The organism is Lentzea sp. NPDC042327 (genome assembly GCF_040647275.1).
Classification (GTDB): Bacteria; Actinomycetota; Actinomycetes; order Mycobacteriales; family Pseudonocardiaceae; genus Lentzea.
In genome coordinates this window covers 288,371-311,278 of record NZ_JBEZBX010000007.1, presented here as the reverse complement: position 1 = coordinate 311,278, position 22,908 = coordinate 288,371, and the positions used below count along the sequence as shown (strand labels likewise).

Sequence of the window (22,908 nt, the reverse complement as noted above, 5' to 3'; positions counted from 1 at the left end):
GTCAGGGGAACACGCGGCGCTGGCGCCGCTCGTAGGAGTCGGTCTGCGCGGCGATCACGGCATCGGGATCACGCGCGTCGAGCACGTGCAACAACATCGTCCCCTTCCGCTCGTCGATCTCGACGACGACGGTGTCCGGCACGAACCCGACCCTGATCCCCCAGGCCGCCGCGGCGGCCGGCCCGCTGGGCGGTATCGGCACCTCGACGAGGCCACCGTGCGGCAGACCTCGCCCGACGAGGCACCGCACGGTGTCCCACGTGCCCTTCGCCAGGTCCACGACCGTCCCTCCGATCAGCGCCGGCACACCGGCCAGCCTGCGCGGCAACGACGAGCTCGGCGCCGACTGCGACGAGCTCACCCTGGCGGCTGCCACCACCACCAGGGTCGAGAGCACCAGGCCGGTGGCGACGTCCCCCGGATGCAGGCTCGTCAGCACCAGCAGGTAGATCGTGGTGAGCACGACGACACGGACCAGCAGTGCGAGCATCCCTACCTCCCTCGTCATCCCGGGGCACCGGCCAGCAGAGCGTCGACCGCCTGACCGCTGAGCGCGAGCAGCGGTTCCGGCCACAGGCCGGTGGCCAGCACGAGCAGGGCCAGCACGGCGGTGATCAGCCGCTGCGGCAACGGGCTGCGCGCACCGGCCGGCGGCGGACCTTCGCGCCAGAAGCGGCGTTGGTAGACCTGGAACAGGTACACCAGCGAGAGCACGCTGCCGGCCACGAGGAGCACGACGAGCGCGACGCTGCCGGCCACGACCCCGGTGCGGAACAGTTCGAGCTTGCCGACGAACCCCGCTGTGGGCGGCACCCCCGCCACGCTGAGGGCCCCGATCGCGAACGCGGCGGCGACCAGCGGCCCGCGCGTCCCGGAGGCCAAGAACAGCAACGCCTTGTTCAGCGAGTTGACCACGCTGTAGAGCACCGCGGCGGTCAGCCCGACCGGTCCGCCCACCCCCAGGGCGACGAGCACGTACCCCACCTGTCCGATCGCGGAGTAGGCCAGCATCTCGGCGGTGTCGCCGCGACCGATGGCCAGCACCCCGCCGTAGACGATCGACACGGCACCCAGGACGGCGAGCGCCACTCCCGTCAGCCGCAGCTGTTCCGGGAAGATCCCGGCGCCGAAGCGCAGGAGGCCGTAGGCGCCGATGTTCGCCACCGCACCGCTGAGGATGGCCGCGACGGCCGGCCGGGAGCCGGCGTAGACGGTCGGCAGCCAGAAGTGGAACGGGAACAGGCCCAGCTTCACGCTGAACGCGATGAAGAACCCGGCCGCGATGAGGATCGCGGCGTTGGGGTTCACAGTCAGCATGCGCTGGGCGACCTGGTCCATCGCGAGGGTTCCGGTCACCCGGTACGCACCGGCCACGGACAGCAGGAAGATGAACGAGCCCAGGAGGTTCACCGCGGTGAACACCAGCGCGGCCCGCAGCTGGCGCCGTTTGCCCCCGTAGGCGCTGAGCGCGTACGACGCGGTCATGGCCAGTTCGAAGAAGACGTAGAAGGTGAACACGTCGGCCGTGACGAACAGACCGGTCAGCCCGGCGGCGAGCAGCACGACCAGACCGGGGAAGGTCCGTGACCGCACCCGGCCGATCGCCTCGTGCGCGGCGCCGGCCAGCAGCACGAGCACCGAGAGCCACGCGAAGGCAACGCCCAGTGCGTCCGCGCGCAGCACGATGCCGACGCCGGGCGCCCAGCCACCGGTGACGACCTCGCTGCCGCCCCCGGTGAACACCTCGACGGCGAGGACGCCCAGCACGGCGAGCGTCACCAGGAGCGACACGACGGCAAGCCAGGTCACCACGCGCCGGCGCCCGTCGAACGCGACGAGCAGGACACCCGACACCCACGGCACGAGGAGCGCGACCGACATCAGCATCAGCGGACCCGCCCGTCCTCTGTGTGCGGCTCCCACTCCTCGTCGGGTCCGTTCTCGACCTCCTCGCGTTCGGCCCGCCGTTCCGCTTCCAGCCCGGCGTCGTGCTCGGACTCGGTCGCGGCCAGTTCGTCCTGCTCGGTGGTCCGGAAGACCACGATGGCCCGGTGCACCAGGGCGAGCAGCATCGCCACCGTTGCCAGGCCGATGACCAGGGCGGTCAGCGCGAGCGCCTGGGGCAGCGGATCGCTCACCAGGTCACCGGGCCGCACCGCGATCGCCGCCTGACCTCGGCTCAGGCTCGACGCGAGCAGCGTGACGACGGCGCACTGCGAGATCAGCATGATGCCCGCCACCATGCGGATGAGGTCCCGTTTGAGCAGCAGGTAGGCGCCGGAACCGAACAGGACGGCGGCGGTGAGGGCGAAGGCGAGGATCACCGCGTGCGCTCCCCTCTCGGCCGGGCCAGGTGGTGCACCAGGATCGTCAGCACACCGACGACCAGCAGGAACACCCCGATGTCGAACAGCAGCGGGGTGAACAGCTCCAGTGCGCCGATCTTGACGACGTGTTCTCCTGGGCCGGGGCGGTGCGACACCGGCGGCCGGCCGAGCGCGAGGGGGAAGAACCCGCTGGCGAGAGCGAGGAGCAGACCACCCACGGCGAGCTTCGGCGCGTGGCGCAGCAACGGCAGCGCGGACTCCGCCGCCTCGGCCCCGAGGGCCACGTAGACCAGGGAGATCGCGAGCGCCACGATCACCCCGGCGGCGAAGCCGTCACCCACCTCGGCGTAGCCCTTGACGATCAGCGCGGCCGCGACCACGACGCTGGGACCGGGCAGCCGCCGGGCGACCACCCGGACCACGGAGTCCGGGGTGTCGTCGTCGTCACCGGGGCTCACCACAGCCGCCCGCGCCGGATCAGGGTGGCCACGCCGACCACCGCCGCGAGCAGGACCGTGATCTCCACCAGGGTGTCCAAGCCGCGGAAGTCGGCCACGATCACCGTGACGACGTCGCCGCCGTGCGCGTCCGGTGTGAGCCGGATGTGCTCCGCGGACACGCTGTCCGGTGCCGGCTGGGACAGGAAGCCCCACACCGACACGAAGACGGCGAGCCCTGCGACGGCACCCGCGAGTGCGTCGCGCCGGCGTCGCCTGCGCAGCGGGACGGCCGGGTCCCGCACCGGGTGGGCGTCGGGCATCCTGGCCAGTGCCGCGACGAAGACCAGGGTCAGCATGGTCTCGACCACGACGGCGACCAGTGCGACGTCCGGGGCGCCGAGCAACGCGTACTGCGCCGCCAGTGCGAAGCCGACCACGGACAGGGCCAGCGCCACGGCGATCCGGGAACGGGACCTGGCGATGACCGCGGTCGTGACGACGACCAGCCCGAGCAGCGGCAAGATCACCCAGTCGACCCCCGCGACCGGGCCGACGACGTACGCGCCCGCGGTGGGGGTGGCCGCGAACGCCAGTCCGATCAGCACACCGGCCGGAACGAGCACCGCGGCGATGCTGGTGCGCAGGTCCCGCACCTCGCGGTCGTGCAGCACGGACGACAGCCGGTCCAGCCCGTGCAGCGCCGCCTCGTAGGCCCGTCTCGGTCCCCACCGCTCCCCCGCCGCGGCCACGGCCAGCGACACCCGGCCCGTGACCCGGGGCAGGGCCAGCAGCAGCCCGCCCAACCCCCACGCGGCGAGCGCCATCAGGTTCTCCGGGCGCGCGTCGAGGTGGTAGGCCGGGAACAGGGCGACCTGTTCTCCGGCAGAGACCCCTGCCGCGTCCTCCGCCAGCCGCGCGAAAGGTTCCACCACCACACCACCGATCACCGCGACCACGGCCAAGATCGCGACGGGGGTGACGAGCAGCCCGGAGGAGGTGACCACCTCGCCGCGCCGGGGCCCGAGGAACAGCGCCGTCCAGAACCGGCCGATGTAGGCGAACGTCAGCACCGCGGCGAGAACGGCCAGTGCAGCGGTCATCGGTCCGTGCTCCAACGCCGCGGTGAAGAACAGCTCGTCCTTGAAGAACCCGACTGTCAGCGGCAACGCGGCCAGCGTTGCCGACGCGGCTCCGGCCGCGACGGCGAGCACGGGCATGCGGCGGCCGAGGCCGCCCAGCCTGGACAGCCGGTCCTCGCCGGTGGCCGTGGTGACCGCGCCCGCGGTCATGAACAGAGCGCTCTTGGCCACGCCGTGCGCCAGCACGTAGAACGCCGCGGCGCCGTTGCCCGCGGCTCCCCCGATGCCGTACATCATGACCACGTAGCCGTACTGCGAGATCGTGGAGTACGCGAGCACCTGCTTGAGCCGGTCACGCCGCAGTGCCAGCACCCCTCCCACGACCACCGACGTCGCCCCGACGACCAGCAGGCCGGTCAGCACGGCCTCGGTGCGGGCCAGCAGCGGGTGCACCCGGCCGATCACCAGCACACCGGCCGCGACCATCGCCGCCGAGTGCAGGTAGGCCGACACCGGGGTGGGCGCCGCCATCGCCCTGGGCAGCCAGAAGTGCAGCGGGACCTGGGCGCTCTTGGCCAGCGCTGCCACCGCCAGCAACGCGCCCGCGACGGCGGTGGTCGTCGAGGAGTCGTTGTGCGCCAGCAACTCCGGGATGGAGAACGTGCCGTGCCGCGCGTAGAGCAGCACCGCGGCCACGAGCATCGCCACGGCCGCGATCACGGTGACGAGCAACGCCATCAACGCCGAGGTCCGCGCTTCGCGATCAGCCCGGTCGAACCCGATGAGGAAGTACGAGCACACCGCCGTCAGGTCGAAGAACACGAACACCAGCACGAGGTCCTGAGCGGTCGCCAGGCCCACCATGGACACGGCGAACAGCAGCATCCACGGCCAGAACCGCCACCGCTCCACCACCGATCGGCGCTGGTGCTCCAGGTGCAAGGTCAGGTAGCGCGTGCCGTAAGCGAAGACGAGGGCGCCGACACCGGTGGCCAGCAACCCGTACAGGGCGCTGAGACCGTCGAAGGTGAAGCTCAGCCGCAGATTCAGGCTCGGGGCCCAGGGGGCGGAGAACCCGCCGCCTCCGGCCAGCCAGCCGAGCAGGCACAGCACGAACCCCGCGGCCGCGGCGGCGCAGGCCGTCCACCCCTGCCAGTCGGCAGCCGGCTCGGCACGGGTCTCGCCGTCGTCAGGTGGTGCCGCGCCTCCGCTTCGCACGGTCACGGCAACTCCTTCCGCAGGCGGCGGACGCTCCCGACCGTACTGGGTCTCAGACGGGTGCGCATCCGCTGTGAGCGCGTGTTGCCCGGTACCAGAGCCTGTGCCAATGTCGAGTCATGGACGTCCCGGTGCGCAGGCGTGACTTGCCAGGGCTGGGCAAGCTGTTCGAGATCGGCTGCACGAGCGGTGGCCGAGTCGCTGTCGTCGTGCAGAACAACGGCACGCGTCACCTCTACACGTTCGAAGAGGACGCGGAGGCGGCCAGCAGTGCCGTGCAGCTCGACGAGCTCCAGGCGCGGACGCTCGGTGCCGTGCTCGCCGGTGTCTACTTCGAACCGGCCGGTGGCAACCACGACGCACCCGCCGTGTTCGGCGCGGTGGCGATCGACTGGCTGACCGTGGAGCCGGAGGCCCGGTCCCTGTCGGTCAGCGAGCTGGGGCTGGACGGCCACGCCTCGGCGACGCTGGTCGCCATCGTGCGGGGCGAGCAGACCGTCATGAAACCGGAGGGCCACGAGCTGACGCGCTCCGGCGACCAGCTCCTGATCGTCGGGCACCGCGCCGACATCGCGGAGGTCCGCGCCAGGCTGCTCGGCGCCGCACAGGGCTGAGTCCGCGGCCCTACCAGTTCGCCGGTGGGTCGCTGGCCGGGAACGAGTCGCGGCCCCACACCTCGACGAGGTCGACCACCGGCGGGTCGGCGCCGATCACCGCGACCGGGCAGCGAGCGCCGTCGACGACCTGCTGGCTGACCGAACCGAGCAGCATCCCGCGCCACGCGCCGCGACCACGGGTACCGATGACGACCAGCCGTGCCGCCGCAGAAGCGGTCACCAGCACGCGCTCGGCGGGACCGTCTTCGACGGCGGTGACGACGTCGAGGTGCGGATGTGCCCGGCCGACCGCTTCGCGCCCCTCCTCCGCGATGTTCCGCGCGGCGAGGAGCCGCCGGTCGGAACCGTCGCCCGCGGACACGTCCCCGCCCGTGGCGGTGACGATCAGCAGCCCGCTCGACGTCGCGGCGGCGTGGTCCGCGGCGAAGCGCAGTGCCACGGCGGCTTCCGGCGAACCGTCGAACCCGGCCACCACCTCGGGTGTCGCACCGGCGGGCCGGGGGCGGCCGTCGGACCTGACCACGACGACGGGGCAGCGGGCGCGGGCCGCGACCGAGAAGGCCACCGACCCGAGGAGCACCGACAGGGCCCGGCCGAACCCGCGGCTGCCGACGACCAGCAGCCCGGCGCTCGCGGCGGCGTCGGCCAACGCGTCGGCCGGCGCGGTCGCCAGGGTCACGCCCGACACGTGCAGGCGGGGCTGGAGGGCCCGCGCCTCGGCCACACCCGCGGCGGTCACCTCCTCGTCGGCTTCCAGCCCGCGGGGTGACGGGTCGAGAAGACCGGGAGCAGGCCCGAGCGTCATCCCCGGGTAGTTCGCGGCGTTCATCACCACCAGCGGCACCCGCCGCCGGGCGGCTTCCTCGGCCGCCCACGCCAGCGCCACGCGGGCGTGCCGTTTGCCGTTGTAGCCGACCACGACGGGCCGCTGCCGGAGGTGACCGAGGTGCTGTCCCAAGTGGTCGGAGTTCATCGCTCACTCCCTTCTGGTGCAACAGGAGCCGGTTCGGCGGAGGTCATCCGGTCACCTGGTTCCGCTGGACGTCAGGCAGACCGATGAGTTCGGCCGGGTGGTGCCACGAGCCCAGGAGGAACGTGCTCGGTGCCGCCTGACCGGCCGACCACGACGGGACTGCTCGCCCGTGTCGTCGTGCCGGCAGGCCGGGCAGAGCCGCAGCTGCGGAATCGCCTCCAGCAGACGGAACGGGATGTCCGCGTGGCAGGTCTGGCAGCGGCCGTAGGAACCGATGTCGATGCGCAGGAGGGCGATCTCGATGTCGGTGAGCGCGATCCTGGCAGCGGCGGTGATCTGTTCGGTCACCTCGCGCAGGGCGTGGTCGCCGGGCAGGGGGGCCGGTGCGTCGAGCTCCGCGAGCTGCTCGCGCCGGAACGCCCTTTCCCGCTCCAGCCGGTCCTTCAACGCGGGCAGGTGGCCGGTGAGCCGGTTGTGTTGCGCGGTCTGCACGATCGACACGCTGTGCATGGCACGACGCACGTCAACCTCCTTCGTCGAGGACTTCGGCCGGTTGACATCAACTCTGCCCCGCGCACCCCGGGTTCGGCAGCGCGTCCGGCCGGTCAACTCGTCCGTGATCAGGTTGCCGACCGTCGGCAACCTGATCAGGCCCCGTCGATGGTGTCGTCGCCCGGCCAGCCGAGCAGCCTCGCGCCCAGCACGCTGGTGTGCAGGGTGAACCGGTGGCCGGGGTCGGTGGGGTCGTAGCCGGTCAGCGCCTTGATCCGGCCGAGCCGGTAGGTGACCGCGCGCACGGACAGGTGCAGCTGCCGAGCGGTCTCGGTCGCCACGTCCCCGGTGGCGAAGTAGGTCTCCAGGGTGGCCAGCAAGGGCTCCGCACCGCCACGGGCCTTCCGGAGCGGACCCAGGACGGCGTTCACCAGGTCGACGATCGCCGGCTGGTCACGCACCAGCACGCGGTAGACGAGCAGCTGCTCGGCCCGGATCACCGGGGTGTCCAGGTGCAGCCGCGCCGCCATCGTCAGCGCTTCGCGCGCCTCCTCGTAGGAACGCGCGATGCCGTAGGACCCCGGATACGCCCGGCCCACGGCCACCCGCCACGGCCTGCCCCGCGGCAACCGGTCGAGTTCGGCGAGCATCAGCGAGCCCAGGTCCAGCGCTTCGGACTCCCCCGGTGCGAGCACGACCACCAGTCCGTCCTTCGCCGCGACGAGGACGTCGCGGTCGCCGAGGAGGTCCAGCACGAGGCGTTCCAGCGAGCTCGTCGCCGCGTCGGCGTCCGGCAGCCGCCGCCGCGGTGCGGCCAGCGCGACCTGGTGCGGCCGGGTCAGGTCCAGGCCGAAGGGTTCCGCGCGCTCCACGACGCCACCGACGTCGGCATCACCGCGCAGCAGGTCGTCGACCAGCTCCCGCCGCAACGCCTCCTCGCGCCTGACCATCTGGCGCCGCGCGGAGTTGTACCCGTCCGCGAGGATCGCCACCGCGTCGGCGACCGCGTGCATCACCGCCTCGGCGGCGGCACGCACGACCTCGCTGTCGGTGGAACGGGCCACCACCGGGAGTTCCCGCCACAGCCGCCAGGACGCCGACAGGTACAGCTGCACCGCGGTACCGGCCGACACCCCCAGCTCCGCGGCACGGCGCCCGAGCGCCTCGACCGCCTCCAGCTCCGAACGCCGGGGCCGGCGCCCGTTCGCGGCGGCGTCGGCGAGCAACGGCAGGAAGTCGCCCAGCAGCTCGACCGGCACATCACCCGCCGCGGCACTCACGTCCCTGGCGACCGCGGCCAGCCAGGCGTCACCGAGCTCGTCCGGGTCCGCCTTCCGGCTCCTGCGCCGGCCCTTGGGGGTCATCGAGGCACCTCGCCACACTCCCGGCGGATGCTGATCGCTTGCCGCGTCATCGGAACCCCCGACCCGTCTCGAACCCGGCCCCGCCCGTCACGCGGCCCGCGCGACGAGGTCCTGACCTCGCGCCGTGCCGACCGGCTCGACAACGCTGTTGTGGCGCAGCTGAAGCCGATCGGCGAGCTCGCGCACATCAGGACCCCGATGTTCGTCGGCCTCCAGCGCGACCATATGGGCGTTGCCGGGCGTCGGCAAACTGATCTCGCCCCACTCGACCGGCGGGCGCTCCTGCTTTTCCCCGCCCCCGCACGCATGGTGGAAGCAGATGAGCACGCACATCTCGATCACACCATCGGAGGAAGAACTCACCACAATGGACACGAAGACGTCGTCGCCCGACTGCAGGGCACCGCTCGATCACGGCAACCCGTGGAACTCGGAACGGATCATCGCGCTCAGCCTGACGCCCGGAGCACCGATCAAGCACCTGGCCGTGTTCCTGGCGTCGGGCCTCGCATTCCTCGTCGTCGGACTGCTCTCGGGCACGGTGTACTGGGTCCTCGGTGTCGTCATGTTCGCCATCGGGATCATCGCGCACCACATGTCACCTGTGCCGGCAGGACGCTCGCGCAAGGGCGCGGCTCCGGCACCCAGGAGGTCATCAGCGGGCAGAGCACCGGGGTCCCGACCGGCTTCCCCGCGCCGCACGGCGTCTCCGCCGTCGTGCTCGCCGGGATCAGGGCACCAGGCTCGCCGCGGCGTCGGCGAAGGTGTCGACGAGGGGTGACCGGCGGGTCGCGAGCCACGCCAGGCACACCTGGTTCGGCGCGATGTCCTCGACCGGGATGCCGATGACGTCCTGGCGGGTGTAGAACACCGCCGTCGACCGGGGGATGACGCAGATCCCCGCTCCGGCGGCGACCAGTTCCAGCTTCTCCTCGACGCTGTCCACGCGCGGCACCTCCGGACGGTCCCGCTTGCGCAGTTCCAGGGCGATGTCCCGCCACTCCGGGACGGCGGCGGGGTCCTGCAGCAGGTGCTCGTCGGCGAGTTCGGTGACCGACACGGACTCCTTCCCTGCCAGCCGGTGACCGGCGGGCACCATCACGACGCGGGGTTCGGTGAACAGCGGCCGCACGGTGAGCCCGCGCTGGTCGACCGGCAACCGGACGATGCTGACGTCCACGCGGCCGTCGTGGACGACCTCCACCTGGTCGTGCCAGCTCGTGCGCAGCAGCCGGACGCTGACCTCCGGCCGGTGGCGGGCCAGCGCCCGCACCGCCGGGGTGACCACGATGCCCGGCATGAAACCGACGGTGAGCACCGGCTTCGCTCCGGCCGCTGCCGTGACGCGGCGGTGCGCGGCTTCGGCCGCTGCCAGCAGGTCGCGGGCGTCGGCGAGGAGCTGTTCGCCCGCCGCGGTGAGGACCGTGCTCCGGCGGTCGCGGACGAACAGCGCCGTCCTCAGCTCGTCCTCGAGGGCGCGGATCTGACGCGACAGCGCGGGCTGGGCGATGTGCAGCCGCGCGGCGGCCCGCCCGAAGTGCAGCTCTTCTGCCACGGCGACGAAATACCGCAACCTGCGCAGGTCGAAGTCCACGTCGCTCACCACCTCCGGTCCGATCGCCCCATCATCGCAGGCCGGTGATGCCGACGCGGCATCACAGCGCGCGGAACGGGTCTTGGACGCATCCCGGGTGCCGGGGCCACCGTGGAGGAGCAGCAGAACGCGGAGGAAGGAACAGTCATGAGGGTCTTCGTCACCGGTGGGTCGGGTTACATCGGCCGCGCGACGATCGGCGAGCTGGTGCGCGCCGGGCACGTCGTCGAGGCGCTCGCCCGCAGCGACCGCGCCGAGGCGACCGTGGCCGCGGCCGGTGCGAGCGCGGTCCGAGGAGCCCTGACCGACCTCGGCGTGCTCACCCGCGCCGCGGCGCGGGCGGAAGCCGTGGTCCACCTCGCCCAGGCCACCAGCGGAGAGGAGGACCTGGCGGCCGCCACCGCGATGCAGGACGGCGTCGGCGGCGGCACCTACGTGCACACCGGCGGCAGCTGGGTCCACGGCGACACCCACGGCGTGCAGGACGAGAGCGCGCCGTGGAACCCCCCGTCGATCGTGGCCTGGCGCAAGGCCGTCGAAGACGCGGTGCTGGCCAGGGCCGCCGACGGCGGACGGCCGGTCGTCGTGCGCCCCGGCCTGCTCCACGGCGGCGACAACCGCCTGATCGACATCTTCTTCGTCCAGCCGGGCAAGGAGAACGGCGCGATCCCGTACATCGGCGACGGCGGCAACCACTGGGCCCTCATCCACGTCGAGGACCTCGCCCGGCTCTACGTGGCGGCGCTGTCGGCTCCGGCGGGCTCGGCGTACCTCGGCGTGAGCGGAACCAACCCGACCGCCAAGGAGGTCGCCGAGGCCTGCGCCCGCGGCGCCGGGATCGAGGGGAAGACCGCCTCCCTCGGCATCGAGCAGGCCCGCGAGCAGATGGGCCCGATCGCCGACGCGTTCGCGCTCGACCAGGAGCTCACCCCGGCCAAGGCGCGGCGCGAGCTGGGGTGGACGCCGGTGCACACCGACCCGCTGACCGAGCTCGCCGCCGGATGAACCGGGCGGCGGTCACACGAGGTCGGCGTAGGCGATGACGTTGTCCCCGTAGTCGCCGGTGGCCGAGTCGAAGGCGCCACCGCAGGTGATCAGGCGCAGCTGCGGGGTGGTGGTCTCGCCGTAGACGGTGTCGGTGGGGAAGCGGTCCTTGGGGACGCGGTCGACCCGGCTGATGGCGAAGGTCGCGGTGCTGGTGTCGTGGCGGACGACCTCGACGCGATCACCGGACTTCAGCTTGGCGAGGTCGTGGAAGATGCCGGGCTGACCGCGGCCGTCGACGTGGCCGAGCAGAACGGCGGGGCCGGTGTCGCCGGGTGCGGGGCCGTGTTTGTACCAACCTGCCTGGAGGGGTTGGTCCAGCGGTGGGACCTCGGCGGTGCCGTCGGGGTTGAGCCCCAGCGGGATCAGGGTGGAGCGGGCGCCGAGGGCGGGGATGCGCACCTCGACCGGTGCCGCGGCGGACGTCGTCGGTGGTTGCGCCGCAGCCGGTTGCGCGGCTGGTTGCGCGGCCGGACCGTCGTCGCCGGAGGGCAGGAGCAGACCGGCGGCGAGCAGGCCGGCGATCAGGAGTGCGGCCGCAGTGGCGGCGATGAGCGCGCGCTTGCGGGCGGTCACGGTGCCGCCGTGCCGTCGCCCGTGTCCACGCCCCCGCGCGGGATGACGCTGACCTGCCGGTTGCCGGGCAGTGCCGCCGTCGGCGGCGGGCTGCCGGGACTGGTCGGGGTGGCGCTGGTGGTCGGGACCGCCGTGGTGGTGCCGGGCGCGGGTTCGCGGATGATCACGTTGGTGCAGTCGGTGACCTTCCCCCGTCCCGCGTGGTCGGTGCCGTGGGCGGTGACGCACAACGGGTGGTTGCCCACGTCCAGCGGCGGGGTCTCGACGGTGTAGCGGACCTGGCGCGGACCGGGTTGGGGCAGCGCCGGGGTGATGTCGGTGATCGGCAGCTCCGGCCCGCCGTCCACGGTCAGCGTCAGGCGCTGCAGCTCGGAGGGGAACAACGTCCCCAGCACGGCCGGCAGGTCCCCCACCTCGGAAGCTTTGACGCACGTGCCACCGGTGGCGTCCGCCATCCGTTTGAGGCTGCGCGGGCCGTTGCCGCACTCGGCGTCCGGACCGAACGCCACGGTGTGGATGTCCACCCGCTCCGGCACCTGGGACAGCGCGCCCTCGAAGTTCTCCAGGGCGTGGTTGTCGCGGCCGTCGGACAGGAAGATCATGAGAGATCGGGGCTCCGTCGTCGCCTTCGCGGCCTCGGTGCCCGCCCTCAGACCGGCGGTGAAGTTGGTGCTGCCGTCCTGCCACTGCAGGGCCGCCAGCGCGTTCTGGAACTGCGGACCGGCGGCCTGCCCGGTCCAGAAGACCCGGCCGGTGGTGGAGAACGCGGCGAGGCCGACGGTGCCGACGCCCAGGTACGGCTGCTGCGCCACCTCCCGGTGGAACTGCGCGACGGCCTGCTTCTCCGCGTCCCACCCGGCCTGGCTGAGGCTGCCGGAGCTGTCCAGCACGTAGACCAGTGACGTCCTCGGCGTCGCGGTCCTGGTGCCGATCGACGCCGTGCCGACCACCGTGGTGGTGCCCTTGGGGATCACCGTGTCGGGCAGCGGCGTCTCGATGTCCACCGCGATGCCGATCCCACCGGGCAGCGTGCCGTCCACCGCACTCGCCGGCACACCGCCGGCCACCACCAGCACAGCGGCGGCCACCCCGGCTCCAAGCCTTCTCATCCGTCATGTCCTCACGTCGCGGAATTCGCCCTCCTTCAACGAGCCCGCGACGTATGCGGATATCCGCCGAACGGGTGTATTTCACGCAACACGCAAAAGGGCACCACCGCTCACGCCTGCAGCGAGGAGAGCCAGCGGTTTTTCGCTCATTTGGCGCCCTATTGCGGGATTACAGTGTGATCGGGCCAGGTCCCGGACGTGAGGAGGACTCCGATGGAAACAGCAGGTCTGTTGTCAATGGTGCGGCGGTCACTGACGGGCGCCGTGGTCGCGGTCGTGATGGCAGCCGGACTCGTCGCCACAGCGTCCACGGCCCAGGCAGCGACCGAGCTGCTGTCCTGCACGGGCAGCGGCGCCAACACGTACCAGCCGGGGGTCACCGCGCAACCCGGGGTCGTCGCCATCAACTCCAGCGCCGACTACGGTTCCTGCGTCTCCACCGGGTCCCCCACCATCACCTCCGGCGGGTACGCGATCGTGGCCAACGGCCTGGTGTCCTGCTTCGGCGGCGGTGTTTCCATCACCGTGACCATCACCTGGAACACCGGCGAGACCACCACCGTGGCCGCAGTCGGGCTCGTGGTGCTGCGTCCCGCGAACGAGGTCGTCGTGGTCTACCAGGGCACGGTGACCGCGGGCAGGTTCACCGGGGCCACCGTCGTGATGACCGCGGCGCTGCTCAACACCACACCGGCCCAGTGCTTCACCCCCGAAGGCGTCACCGGCACCAGCGGCCCCGCGAACATCACCATCACCCAGCTCGCCTGACCTGTCCGCGGACAGCGTTCCAGCACAAGCCGTTCAGCCGATTGAGAGCGGATGAGCGAATCGCAAAACTGGATTCGCTCATCACCATTTTCGGAGAACGGGAATCCTCATGCGTCTGCGTTCATCGATCGTCGCCGTGGTCGGCGGGCTGCTCGGCGCCGCAGGGCTGTTCCACGTACCCGCTTCGGCGTCCGCGGTGGACGTCAACTGCGCACTGGGCACCCAGGTCGGCACCTACTCCCCCGGCATGACGCTGCTGCCCAGGCACATCGACTTCACCGCCACCGGCACGCTGGGCGGCTGCGTGTCCCCCAGCCATCCCGAGATCACCGGAGCGACCTTCACCTCACTGGTCAGCGGCACGTTCAGCTGCCTGGCCGGCTCCACCACCCACACCTCGGCCTACCACTGGAACACCGGGCAGAGCAGCACCGTCCGAGGTGGCTTCGAGGTCAACCTCAAGCCCGGCGGCACCACGGTGCTCGTCCTGACCGGCACCGTGGTCGACGGACTGTTCGCAGGCGCGACCGTCGTCCAGACCAAGGTCCTGCCCGCCACCGACCTCACCGCCTGCCTCACCCCTGAGGGCTTGACCAGCGTCAGCGGCACGGTCACCTTCACCGCAGTCCTCTGAGCTGCCGAACGCCTGGTACCTCCTCTGCCACACGCATGGCCCGTACTCCGGCGAAGTGGCGCTCGCCGGAGCACGGGCCAGGTGGTGCAACGGATCACGCCCGGCGCATCACCGCGTGCAGAGCCCGTTGCAGACGTACAGCCAGAACGCGCAGCAGTCCGTGATGAATGCGCAGTTGTGCAGCTGGTACTCGCAGTGGTCACTACCGGGGCACTCGTCGTGGCACTGGTCCGAGCAGGAGCAGGTGACGTCCAGGTCGTCGTCCTCCTCCACCGGGGAGGAGACCGGGTCTTGCACGGGACCGAGCGTGATGAGCATGGCGTTCGCCTCGTCGCGGCCGAACTGCCGGATGGCCTTCTGCCGCAGTTCCCGCAGGGTTCGGTCGAACTTCGAGCCCGGTTCGGGAACGGAGGTGAAGGTGCACTCGTCGCGCACGATGGCCGTCGCCCGGTCCAGCACTGCGGTTCCGGCCGGGGTCAGTCCTGCGGCGTTCGCACGGTACTGGCTGAGGTGGTCCAGCCAGAGCTGCCGCTTCGTCTCGGGCGGGAGGTGCGGGTAGATCTGCCTGCGGTAGGTCATCGGGTAGGTGGAGAAGTCCGCGTACTGGCGCGGCAGCCGGTGCATGTTCGCCTCGACCCACGCCCGCGACTTGGACCGGCCGCTGCGGGCGAACGCGGGTACCTGCCCGGTGACGGCCAGGCCGGCCACCACGGCGGCACCGACGCCGAGTTGCAGGAACTGCTTGCGCCCCATCACGTCGCCGGCGCCTTCGGCCGGAGGTGCTGCGGAGACGCGGAGCTGTCCGAAGGCCCGGACCACCCGGACCGTCGAACGCAACCCCAGCCGTCGCACCAACGGCACGGCCATGGCCCGGCCCACCCATGCGCGGACCTCGTTCCCTTCGACCCGGAGGAGCGTCGGTGCCCACGGTGCCTCCGCACCCAGGGCCTGTTCCCGCCAGCGCAGAACGTCCGGGTTGCCCAGGGGGCGGACTTCGAGCTTTCCCTCGCAGGCCCGCTCGACCAACCGGGAGATCTGCCGGCACTGCCCGCAGGACCCGTCGAAGGCCAAGATCAAACGTGTTCGTGGTTCGTTCATCGTGCTAACCCCATCGTCGGCATGTCGCCTCGGCGCAGGGAACGTTCAGCGCCCCCTTTCACAGGCAGGGGTGGGCACAACCGCTGATTCCCCGGAGCAGCAACCGTTTGCCGGACTGACGTCGGTAGGTTGATGATCACCGCAACGGACCGACGTTCCACCGAGACCGGGTTCATGGTTACTTCGCCGATCTTGGTTTGTCCACGAACAGTCTTTGTTCACGACGCGGCGGCGTTCTTCACGTTCGACGACGGGATTTGAACAAGCCTCAGTTCAGCACGAACGTCCTGATGCTGCGGGCCGGCAACTGGGCGTTGAAAGTCCCGTTGGACACGGTGAAGTCGTTGTAGTGCGCGAGGGTCGCGGTCGCGCTCGTCAGCCAGGTCGAGACCGTCGCCGAACCGGTGTCGCGCAGGGTGAACACGTGGTCCACCGTTGACGTGTTCTTGTTGATGGCGACGATCACGATCCGTGTCCGGCTCTTGAACGCCGAGATGTAGACGTTCGACTGCGGGTTCGCGGTCGCGGTGATCCGGGAGTAGCCGGGGCGCACCCACTTCGAGAAGTGCGCCATGTTGGCGCCGCGCTTGCTGATCTGGCCGTCCTCGCGCATCGGGCCGTACGAGCGGCGGATGTACCACCACACATAGGTTTGGAAGCGGCCGTCCACCAGCGCGCGGTGGATGTTCTCCCCCACGTCGAGCGCCTGCGGCCACAGGTCGGCGGAGTCGGTGCTGTTCGGGTGGTAGACCTCGGTCATCCACAGCTCCTTGCCGCCGCCCTTCTGCTGGAACAGCGGGTAGGGGAGGTCCGCGGGGCGGGTGCCGTAGAGGTGCGCGCCGATGATGTCCACGTTCGCCAGCGCGGCGGGGTCGTTGAGGATGGGGTCGGTGAGGTTCTTGCGGTATTGGAACGACTCGGGGGCGATGACCCTGGCGTTGATCGAGCCCGCGTTCTCGCGGAGGAACCTGACGATCTCGGCAGGGGTCCACGCCGTCCATTCCTGGGCGTAGTCCGGTTCGTTCTGGACCGAGATGCCGTAGAGGTTCACCCCGTTGTTCGCCATGAATGCGACGAAGTCGTTCAGGTGCTGCGCATAGGCGCCGTAGGAGGAATACCGCAGACGTTTACCGCCGGAGAAGGTCTCGGTCATCGACGCAGGCGGGTTCCACGGCGACGCGATGACCTTGGCGCCGAGCTCGACCGCGCGCCGGGCCGTGGCGACCTCGCGGCTCCAGTTGGCGCGGTCCTCGTGGACGGGGATGCGCAGCACGGTGAACCCGAGCTGGCCCGCGCCGTTGCCGAACGCCGTCTCACGCTGGGCGGCAGTCAGATCACTGGTCCAGACGGTGTGGTTCATCCCGCCGAAGCCCAGGATCGTCTGCTGCACGTTCGACGGTTCGACGACCACCGAGGTGGCCGCCGCGGCCGGCGTCGCCCCCGCCGCCAGCACCGGCAGCGCGGCGCCCGCCACCAGCAGGGTCCGTCGCCGCACGGGCTGCGAACCCGCGGTGTCCGAGTGGTTTCGACGCTCTGCCATGACATCTCCAGGAAGTCGGCCTCAGGTGATTGGGAGCGCTCCCAGAATCAGTCCTAACAGTGGCGTAACACACAGTCAAGTCGAATGTCGTTCGATTGTGTCGAATTGCGGAGAAATTCAGCGCGGTGATTAGTCGATTTACGATTCGGCGATGGCCGAGTCCTGGCCGAGGTCGCGGGCGGCCGACACGACCGGTCCCGATCGTGCCGGCCGTGCGGAGGACCTAGGAGCAGCCGACCCGCGACGCCGCCATCACGACGTCGTCGAACCACAGCGTGTCGTCACCGCTGCCGTAGCTCTCCCAGCCGAGCCGCAGATCGGTCAGTGCGGGCTTCCACCCGCTGCGGCGCAACCACTGCGCGTCGACGTCCGGAGTGGACACACCGTCCACGCGCAGACCCGGCACCTCGGTGCCGTTGACCCAGGTCCGCAGTTCCGAGCCGGTGATCCCGAACTCCACGCAGGTCCACCGGTCCACCGCCAGCGGGGTGCTCTGGGCGACCCCGTTGGGGCTCTGCTCCGGCAACGTGGCGTCGTCGGACTCGCGGTTCCACTGCAGGGCGCGGTTCTGGCCGCCCATGCGCAGGTCCTTGCCGCCGTCGGCGGTGTCCTTCATCGCCGCGAACGTCACGTGCGCCTCCGGCAGCGCGGTGGTGTGCCGCACGTAGAACCGGGTGTACAGGCTGGATCCGGTCGTCTTCCTGGGCGTCGCGAGGAACACGTGGTTGCAGTAGCCGGCGCGGCCGTTGACCCGGATCGACTTGCTGCCGCTGCGCGCGGTCGAGCTGTCGACGGTCGCGGTGCCGGTTCCCTGGCAGTTCGGGAACGTCAGCGACCAGTCACCGGCCGGCGTCGTCCCCGTCTGGTTCTCGAAGCCGTCGCAGAACGCGCCGCTCGGGCAACCAGGGGGCGGTTCCTGCGAGGTGGTCGTCATTGTCGTGGTCGTAGTTGTCGTTGTCGTCGTCGGTGGGTTGGTGTCGTTGCACCGCACGCCGTTCAGGGTGAAGTCCACCGGTGTCTCGTTGACGCCCTGGAAGGTCCCCTGGAATCCGAACTGGACGGACGCCCCGGTCGCGATGCCGCGGTTGAACGCCTGGTTCCGCGCGGTCACGACCTTGCCGGACTGCGTGACGTCGGCGCTCCACCCGGAGGTGACGCGCTGGTCGCCGGCGAAGGTCCAGGTCAGCGTCCAACCGTCGATCGGGGCGCTGTTGTTGGTCACCTTGACCTGGGCGACGAAGCCGTTGCTCCACTGGTCGACCTGGTACCCGACCGCGCACGCCGGCGCGTCGACCGCCTGGACTGACACGGGGTTCGTGATGATCACGGCCGTCATGGCGGCTGCCACCGCCGCCGCCATGATCGCGAGACCGCTCTTTCTCCGGCGCATGTGCTGCTCTCCTGTCGTGGTCGACCGATGGCGGCGGTGAAGGCGTGCATCGCGGCAGCTCTCGCTGTTGGGTGCTGCTGGCGGAGAAAGCGAGCGCGGACACAGGGTTCGCCCTTCTTGAGCGATAAAGCAAGGCCCATCCGGGTTACCGGGACGCCGGAGTCGGCCGTATCGCCCTGCCGCACCGGCCAGTTGCCGCATCCCGTGCCCGCTGACTGGCCTTTCGCGCGTCCGGACGTCGTCCGGAAGATGTCCGGGACAGCGCGCGGACGACCGAGCCTCGACCGGTGCCGGTGCCGGGGGTGATTTTGGGTGGGCCGCCTCGAAGCGGCTCAGCTCGATCATCCGAAAGGTCAACCATGAGAATCGTGCATCGACAGTTCGCCGCGCTTCGCCGCCGCGCGGTCGCGCTGGTGGTTGTGGTCGCAGCCCTGGGACTCGTGTTCACCACGGGAACCGCATCCGCTGCCGCCGACCCCAACCCGCAAACCAGCGGATGCGCCGCGAGCATGTCCCGCCAGGTCTCTGCGGACATCTACGACGGCAGCCAGCGAGTGGCAACGGCGCACCTGCGGTACAGCAGGTCCTGCGGCAGCCAGTGGGTGAGCGTGTACTTCCTCCCCGGTTACTCGGCCGCACCGTCGGTGTGGCTGCAGAACCAGTCCGGCACCGACCTGTACACCGCCTACTCGGACAGCACGTCGGCCTACACCTACCAGCACTTCAACATGGCCAACCGGGTCGGCTGCGGTGGCACCCACCTGTACCGCAACGGCACGCACCTGGGGTGGACGTACCTGGGCTGCTTCTGATCGCCGAGGGTCGTGCCGGGAGCGGGCTTTCTCCGCTCCCGGCACGATCTCGAACGCAGGACAGCTGAATTCTCACTATTCCAGGCTGGCTCGACAACATCCGCAAGGCGCTGGTGTCCGAAGTAGTCAGGCTGTTCTCGCACACCCCCGTCAGCCATCCTGTCGTGGTGGGCTCGACATCTGCTCATCAGGCAGGCGACGAAGATTCGACCGGTGCGTACTGCCGCGACTTCGACGACGTGTTCAAACGAAGAGGAATCTCACTTCGAGAGGCCGCCCGCCTTTCCGGCTGGGGGAAATCGACGATCGACAGTGCCCGCAAGGGTCCGGGACTGCCGAACAAGGCCCTCGTGGGAGATGTGCTGCAAGCGCTGGGACTCGACGCTGACGAAGTGGGCTCGTGGCTCGCCCGCCACGATCGGCTCACCGCAGGACGAACCGCAGCACGAAGCGTTGACGTGGCAGCGGAACAGACGCCTCCCGCCACGCGTCGGCACGTCAACCGGCTCGCCGTTGCGGCAGTCGCGATCGGCCTCGCGGTCGGCTCTGGTTTCGCGCTGACGACAGCATTCGACTCGGACGGGTTCACCAAGGCAGTCGACGGGCGCGCGACCGACCCGCCACCCGGCAGCAAAGAAGTCTTGGTGCAGAACAAGGTCGCGATCGGCCCGACCACTCTCAGGGAAGATGACAGCCCATCCTACCTGTCGAGCCGAACCGTGTCGCGCTGCACCCAGAACGACTGCAAACTCGCCGGAACTGACGTCTACTCGGGCGCTCGGCTCACCGCGTACTGCAGAACCGACGGCGAGTGGCTGACGAATGCCGACATCAGCTCGGAGGGGATCAAGCAGAACCCGGGGTTGGTGGCTTCTCAGATCTGGTACGGCATCTACTGGGTCGACGGTCGGCGGGGTTTCATCTCCGAGGTGTACCTCGAGGAGGGCTACCGCGGAGGACTGGACCTGCCACCGTGCTAGGTGCAGCGACCTGTGGACCGCTCGGCCCTGGCGACCCTTGCCACTGCCGGCCGCAGTCACCACCGGCCTTCAGAACAGGCGCCCGTCCTGCTCCGGTGGAGGTTCTTCGAGGTCGAGCAGGTAGCGCTTGCGGCTCAGCCCGCCCGCGTAGCCGGTGAGGCTGCCGCGGGCGCCGACCACGCGGTGACAGGGCACGATGATGCTGATCGGGTTCCACCCGTTGGCGTTGCCCACCGCCTGAGCGGCGCCCGGATCGCCGAGCTCTGCGGCCAACTGGCCGTAGGTCCGGGTCTGGCCGTACGGGATCGACGTCAGCAGCGCCCACACGCTCCGTTCGAACGCCGAGCCCCGGGGCGCCAGTTCGAGGTCGAAGCTCCGCCGCTGCCCGGCGAAGTACTGGTCGAGCTGCCGGCGGGGCTCGTCGAACGCCGAGGGGTCGGCGTCGCCGAGGTCGCCGAGGCGCGGAGGTCGCAGGTGGCCGTCGAAGTAGAGGCCGATCAGGGCCGAGCCCTCGCCGACCAGGGTCAGCGGCCCGACCGGTGAGTCGACGACGGTGTGGTGAACGTGCACGGTGAATCTTGGCCTGGTGCACCATGTCCTGCCAAACACGCTGCTCGCCGGACTGCGCCTCCACGAACTCGTCAGGTCACTTCTTCGGCGGAATCAGTCCCGCGCGGAACATCGCGATCACGGCGACGACGACGACCACGACCATCGGCAGGTAACGCAGCCAGAACTGGCCGGTCGCCTCTTCCAGAAAAGAGCCCGCCACACCTGCCAGCGCCCCAGCCAGCAGCAAGCCGAGCACGGCGAACACGCGGTTCCGTCGACTGGACACCTTCATGTCGGGATGATCTCCATTCGTCATCGAGTCCGTTTGCTGATCAGGTTGTAGCGCCCCATCGGCGCGGGTGGCCTCACTCCGGTCGGGTTTCCAGTCTGGTCGTAGCCGAACCCGGTCGGCTGACCGTTCGCGTTGGAAACTGCGTCCAGCAGCGCCTTCTGACCGGTGCGGGTGCCGGCGATCGTCGGGCGGGTCCGTCCGCGCTCAGCGGCCGTTCTCCAGCACCGACTCGACCAGCTCCAGCACGTGGTCGACGTCGTCGGCGAGGTACATCAGGTCCACCAGCACGTGCCGGACCTCGGTCTCCGCCTCCACCCGCCTGATCAACGCGGCCACGTCGGCCACCGCGGTGGCGGAGCGGACCGACGGGTAGATCCGCAGGATCACGTCCAGCTCGGCCGGGTCGCGGCCCGCCTCGGCCGCCATGCCGCGGATCGCCGCCAGCGGGCGGTTCACCGCCGCCTCGACGTCGGTGGTGCGGGGAGGCACCAGCGCGGGCAGCCACCCGTCACCGCGCAGGGCCACCCGGCGCATCGAGGCGGGCGCGAACGCCGCCAGGTAGATCGGCGGGCGGCGCACCGGTTTCAGCGCGGCACGGGTCGCGGGCAGCGTCCAGTGCCTCCCCCGGTACTCGGCCGGGTCGGCGGTCCACAGCTGCTCCAGCACGTCGAGGGTCTCGTCGAGGCGGGTGCCGCGTTCGGACATCGGGACGTTCACCGCCTCGAACTCCTCCGGCGACCAGCCGATCCCCAGGCCGGGCACGAGCCGGCCGCCGCTGAGCACGTCGAGCGAGGTCAGCACGCGGCCGAGCAGCGCGGGCGGGTACCACGGGGCGTTGAGGACGTTGCTGCCGATGAGCACGCGTTCCGTGGCCGTGGCGGCAACGCTCAGCAGCACGAACGGGTCCAGGACGGCACGGAACTCGTCCGGGAAGCTCTCGGCCCCGTTGTGACCGGTCGTGGGGTTGACCGGCGACAGCAACCGGTCGATGACCCAGAGGCTGTCCGCTCCCAGCCCCTCGGCCGTGCGGGCGAACTCGGCCACCCGCGGCGCCTGCCAGGCCACCCCGCCCGCCTGCGGCAACGTGAAACCGATCTTCACAACGCCCCCGAGCTCGACAGCGACGCGGCCATCAGCGGTTCACCGAGTCGCGCACGTAGTCGCGCAGCGTGCGCGGGGCACGGCCGAGCAGCTTGGTCATGATCTCGACCTCGGCGGGGTCGGTCCCGATCGGCGCCGCGCTGAGCAGCTCGAAGCTGCGGATCCAGTCCACGAGCTTCTGGCCGGAGAGCCTGCGCTCGAACGCCTTGCGCCACTCGGGGTCGGCACCGGTGTAGACGACCTCGCGGCCGAGTGCCTCCGCCCAGATCCGCGCGCTCTGCTCGCCGTTCAGCGACTCCGGCCCCAGCAACTGGTAGGCGCCTGCCTCGAAACCGGGGTCGGTGAGCGCGTTCGTCATCACCTCGGCGGCGTCGCGCAGGTCGATCCGGTTGACCCCGCCGGGGTGCAGCGGCGTCGGGAACACGCCCGCCTCGATGTCCGCGCGGAAGACCTCGTCGTTCTGGTCGAAGTTGGTGAGGCTGAACATGGCGGGCTGGGTGTCGGTGCTCGCCAGGAACGCCGCGAGCGCCAGCTTCGGCCCGTAGGCCGGGATGGCACGGCTCGCCGCCGCACGCGCCTCGTCGTCCTCGACGTGGAAGCCGCCGAACGCCAGGCGGGCACCCGCGCGCTGGGCCTCCTCACCGAAGATCGTGGCGATCTCGACCTCGTTGGTCTCGTGCGGCGACACGTAGAACGCCGAGTCGACGCCCTTCAGCGCCGCCGCGACGGACTCCCGGTCGGCCAGGTCGCCCTGCACGACCTCCACGGTGCCGGGCAGGTTCGCCCGTTCCTTGTTGCGCACCAACGCACGCACGTCCACGTTGCGGCGCACGGCCTCTTCCAGGACGAGGCCGCCCACGGTGCCGGTCGCTCCGATGATCAAGGTCTTCGCCATGACACACTCCGTT

26 protein-coding genes are annotated in these 22,908 nt (G+C 70.7%); 7 read left to right on the top strand and 19 right to left on the bottom strand.

Features of this window, described 5'->3' with window-relative positions; all coding sequences use genetic code 11:
• Window position 1: 1 nt before the first annotated feature.
• Genes AB0A63_RS20460 through mbhE form a run of 5 tightly spaced genes read right to left on the bottom strand, consistent with a single transcriptional unit; the run spans window position 2 to window position 5,070 of the window.
• Window positions 2-490: a Na+/H+ antiporter subunit E gene (locus AB0A63_RS20460; protein WP_360393456.1), complete on the bottom strand. Its 489-nt coding sequence runs from the start codon at window positions 488-490 to the stop codon at window positions 2-4.
• A 14-nt stretch (window positions 491-504) separates the two neighbouring features.
• Window positions 505-1,881, bottom strand: a complete 1,377-nt coding sequence (locus tag AB0A63_RS20455) for a proton-conducting transporter membrane subunit (protein WP_360393453.1) — start codon at window positions 1,879-1,881, stop codon at window positions 505-507.
• Between the two features lie 5 nt (window positions 1,882-1,886).
• Window positions 1,887-2,324, bottom strand: coding sequence for a sodium:proton antiporter (locus tag AB0A63_RS20450; protein WP_360393451.1), 438 nt, complete (start codon window positions 2,322-2,324; stop codon window positions 1,887-1,889).
• Window positions 2,321-2,785 carry an MnhB domain-containing protein gene (locus tag AB0A63_RS20445; protein ID WP_360393448.1) on the bottom strand — a complete coding sequence of 155 codons (465 nt, stop codon included), beginning with the start codon at window positions 2,783-2,785 and terminating at the stop codon, window positions 2,321-2,323. Before AB0A63_RS20445 ends, AB0A63_RS20450 begins: the two co-directional genes overlap by 4 nt.
• Entirely contained in the window at window positions 2,782-5,070 is a 2,289-nt protein-coding gene (mbhE, locus tag AB0A63_RS20440) for a hydrogen gas-evolving membrane-bound hydrogenase subunit E (RefSeq protein ID WP_360393445.1), read from the bottom strand. Before mbhE ends, AB0A63_RS20445 begins: the two co-directional genes overlap by 4 nt.
• 113 nt (window positions 5,071-5,183) lie before the next feature.
• On the opposite strand from mbhE, the gene AB0A63_RS20435 reads away from it, so the two are divergent.
• The gene (locus AB0A63_RS20435) at window positions 5,184-5,678 is read left to right on the top strand and encodes a TrkA C-terminal domain-containing protein (protein WP_360393443.1); all 495 of its coding nucleotides are present in this window, start codon (window positions 5,184-5,186) and stop codon (window positions 5,676-5,678) included.
• A 10-nt stretch (window positions 5,679-5,688) separates the two neighbouring features.
• Here the strand turns inward: AB0A63_RS20435 and AB0A63_RS20430 are convergent, their stop codons facing one another.
• From AB0A63_RS20430 to AB0A63_RS20415, 4 genes are all read right to left on the bottom strand, one after another.
• Window positions 5,689-6,654, bottom strand: a complete 966-nt coding sequence (locus AB0A63_RS20430; protein WP_360393441.1) for a universal stress protein — start codon at window positions 6,652-6,654, stop codon at window positions 5,689-5,691.
• Between the two features lie 51 nt (window positions 6,655-6,705).
• Window positions 6,706-7,176, bottom strand: a complete 471-nt coding sequence (locus tag AB0A63_RS20425) for a TraR/DksA C4-type zinc finger protein (protein ID WP_360393439.1) — start codon at window positions 7,174-7,176, stop codon at window positions 6,706-6,708.
• A gap of 125 nt (window positions 7,177-7,301) precedes the next feature.
• Window positions 7,302-8,510 (bottom strand): helix-turn-helix domain-containing protein, encoded by a 1,209-nt coding sequence (locus AB0A63_RS20420; protein ID WP_360393437.1) that lies wholly within the window; start codon window positions 8,508-8,510, stop codon window positions 7,302-7,304.
• 87 nt (window positions 8,511-8,597) lie between these two features.
• Window positions 8,598-8,885: a hypothetical protein gene (locus AB0A63_RS20415; protein ID WP_360393435.1), complete on the bottom strand. Its 288-nt coding sequence runs from the start codon at window positions 8,883-8,885 to the stop codon at window positions 8,598-8,600.
• On the opposite strand from AB0A63_RS20415, the gene AB0A63_RS20410 reads away from it, so the two are divergent.
• Window positions 8,878-9,291, top strand: a complete 414-nt coding sequence (locus AB0A63_RS20410) for a hypothetical protein (protein ID WP_360393432.1) — start codon at window positions 8,878-8,880, stop codon at window positions 9,289-9,291. The two genes, AB0A63_RS20415 and AB0A63_RS20410, sit on opposite strands and share 8 nt — an antisense overlap.
• On the opposite strand, the gene AB0A63_RS20405 is transcribed toward AB0A63_RS20410, so the two are convergent.
• Entirely contained in the window at window positions 9,241-10,113 is an 873-nt protein-coding gene (locus AB0A63_RS20405) for a LysR substrate-binding domain-containing protein (protein WP_360393429.1), read from the bottom strand. The genes AB0A63_RS20410 and AB0A63_RS20405 overlap by 51 nt on opposite strands.
• 138 nt (window positions 10,114-10,251) lie before the next feature.
• Here AB0A63_RS20405 and AB0A63_RS20400 point away from each other — a divergent pair, with 138 nt between their 5' ends.
• Window positions 10,252-11,109, top strand: a complete 858-nt coding sequence (locus tag AB0A63_RS20400) for an NAD-dependent epimerase/dehydratase family protein (RefSeq protein ID WP_360393426.1) — start codon at window positions 10,252-10,254, stop codon at window positions 11,107-11,109.
• A 12-nt stretch (window positions 11,110-11,121) separates the two neighbouring features.
• Here AB0A63_RS20400 and AB0A63_RS20395 read toward each other — a convergent pair whose 3' ends face one another.
• Together AB0A63_RS20395 and AB0A63_RS20390 are read right to left on the bottom strand one after the other, a co-directional pair.
• Complete coding sequence (locus tag AB0A63_RS20395; RefSeq protein ID WP_360393424.1) at window positions 11,122-11,724, bottom strand: class F sortase; 603 nt, start codon at window positions 11,722-11,724, stop codon at window positions 11,122-11,124.
• Entirely contained in the window at window positions 11,721-12,833 is a 1,113-nt protein-coding gene (locus tag AB0A63_RS20390; RefSeq protein ID WP_360393421.1) for a vWA domain-containing protein, read from the bottom strand. Before AB0A63_RS20390 ends, AB0A63_RS20395 begins: the two co-directional genes overlap by 4 nt.
• Before the next feature lie 213 nt (window positions 12,834-13,046).
• Between AB0A63_RS20390 and AB0A63_RS20385 the strand changes: the two genes are divergently transcribed.
• Complete coding sequence (locus tag AB0A63_RS20385; protein ID WP_360393418.1) at window positions 13,047-13,601, top strand: hypothetical protein; 555 nt, start codon at window positions 13,047-13,049, stop codon at window positions 13,599-13,601.
• 109 nt (window positions 13,602-13,710) lie between these two features.
• Window positions 13,711-14,235 carry a hypothetical protein gene (locus AB0A63_RS20380; RefSeq protein WP_360393415.1) on the top strand — a complete coding sequence of 175 codons (525 nt, stop codon included), beginning with the start codon at window positions 13,711-13,713 and terminating at the stop codon, window positions 14,233-14,235.
• Window positions 14,236-14,343: 108 nt separating this feature from the next.
• On the opposite strand, the gene AB0A63_RS20375 is transcribed toward AB0A63_RS20380, so the two are convergent.
• From AB0A63_RS20375 to AB0A63_RS20365, 3 genes are all read right to left on the bottom strand, one after another.
• Window positions 14,344-15,306 (bottom strand): bacteriocin fulvocin C-related protein, encoded by a 963-nt coding sequence (locus AB0A63_RS20375; protein ID WP_360393412.1) that lies wholly within the window; start codon window positions 15,304-15,306, stop codon window positions 14,344-14,346.
• A gap of 295 nt (window positions 15,307-15,601) precedes the next feature.
• Window positions 15,602-16,873, bottom strand: a complete 1,272-nt coding sequence (locus AB0A63_RS20370; protein ID WP_360393410.1) for a glucuronoxylanase — start codon at window positions 16,871-16,873, stop codon at window positions 15,602-15,604.
• A gap of 223 nt (window positions 16,874-17,096) precedes the next feature.
• Window positions 17,097-18,263 carry a cellulose-binding domain-containing protein gene (locus tag AB0A63_RS20365; RefSeq protein WP_360393407.1) on the bottom strand — a complete coding sequence of 389 codons (1,167 nt, stop codon included), beginning with the start codon at window positions 18,261-18,263 and terminating at the stop codon, window positions 17,097-17,099.
• 368 nt (window positions 18,264-18,631) lie between these two features.
• Between AB0A63_RS20365 and AB0A63_RS20360 the strand changes: the two genes are divergently transcribed.
• Together AB0A63_RS20360 and AB0A63_RS20355 are read left to right on the top strand one after the other, a co-directional pair.
• On the top strand, window positions 18,632-19,075 hold the full coding sequence (locus AB0A63_RS20360; protein WP_360393405.1) for a DUF2690 domain-containing protein: 444 nt from the start codon (window positions 18,632-18,634) through the stop codon (window positions 19,073-19,075).
• Between the two features lie 113 nt (window positions 19,076-19,188).
• Entirely contained in the window at window positions 19,189-20,055 is an 867-nt protein-coding gene (locus tag AB0A63_RS20355; RefSeq protein ID WP_360393403.1) for a helix-turn-helix transcriptional regulator, read from the top strand.
• A gap of 69 nt (window positions 20,056-20,124) precedes the next feature.
• On the opposite strand, the gene AB0A63_RS20350 is transcribed toward AB0A63_RS20355, so the two are convergent.
• From AB0A63_RS20350 to AB0A63_RS20335, 4 genes are all read right to left on the bottom strand, one after another.
• On the bottom strand, window positions 20,125-20,625 hold the full coding sequence (locus AB0A63_RS20350) for a methylated-DNA--[protein]-cysteine S-methyltransferase (protein ID WP_360393400.1): 501 nt from the start codon (window positions 20,623-20,625) through the stop codon (window positions 20,125-20,127).
• Between the two features lie 76 nt (window positions 20,626-20,701).
• Entirely contained in the window at window positions 20,702-20,899 is a 198-nt protein-coding gene (locus AB0A63_RS20345; protein ID WP_360393397.1) for a hypothetical protein, read from the bottom strand.
• Between the two features lie 204 nt (window positions 20,900-21,103).
• Window positions 21,104-22,000: a TIGR03619 family F420-dependent LLM class oxidoreductase gene (locus AB0A63_RS20340; protein ID WP_360393395.1), complete on the bottom strand. Its 897-nt coding sequence runs from the start codon at window positions 21,998-22,000 to the stop codon at window positions 21,104-21,106.
• Window positions 22,001-22,031: 31 nt separating this feature from the next.
• Window positions 22,032-22,895, bottom strand: a complete 864-nt coding sequence (locus AB0A63_RS20335; RefSeq protein ID WP_360393392.1) for an NmrA family NAD(P)-binding protein — start codon at window positions 22,893-22,895, stop codon at window positions 22,032-22,034.
• Window positions 22,896-22,908 lie beyond the last annotated feature (13 nt).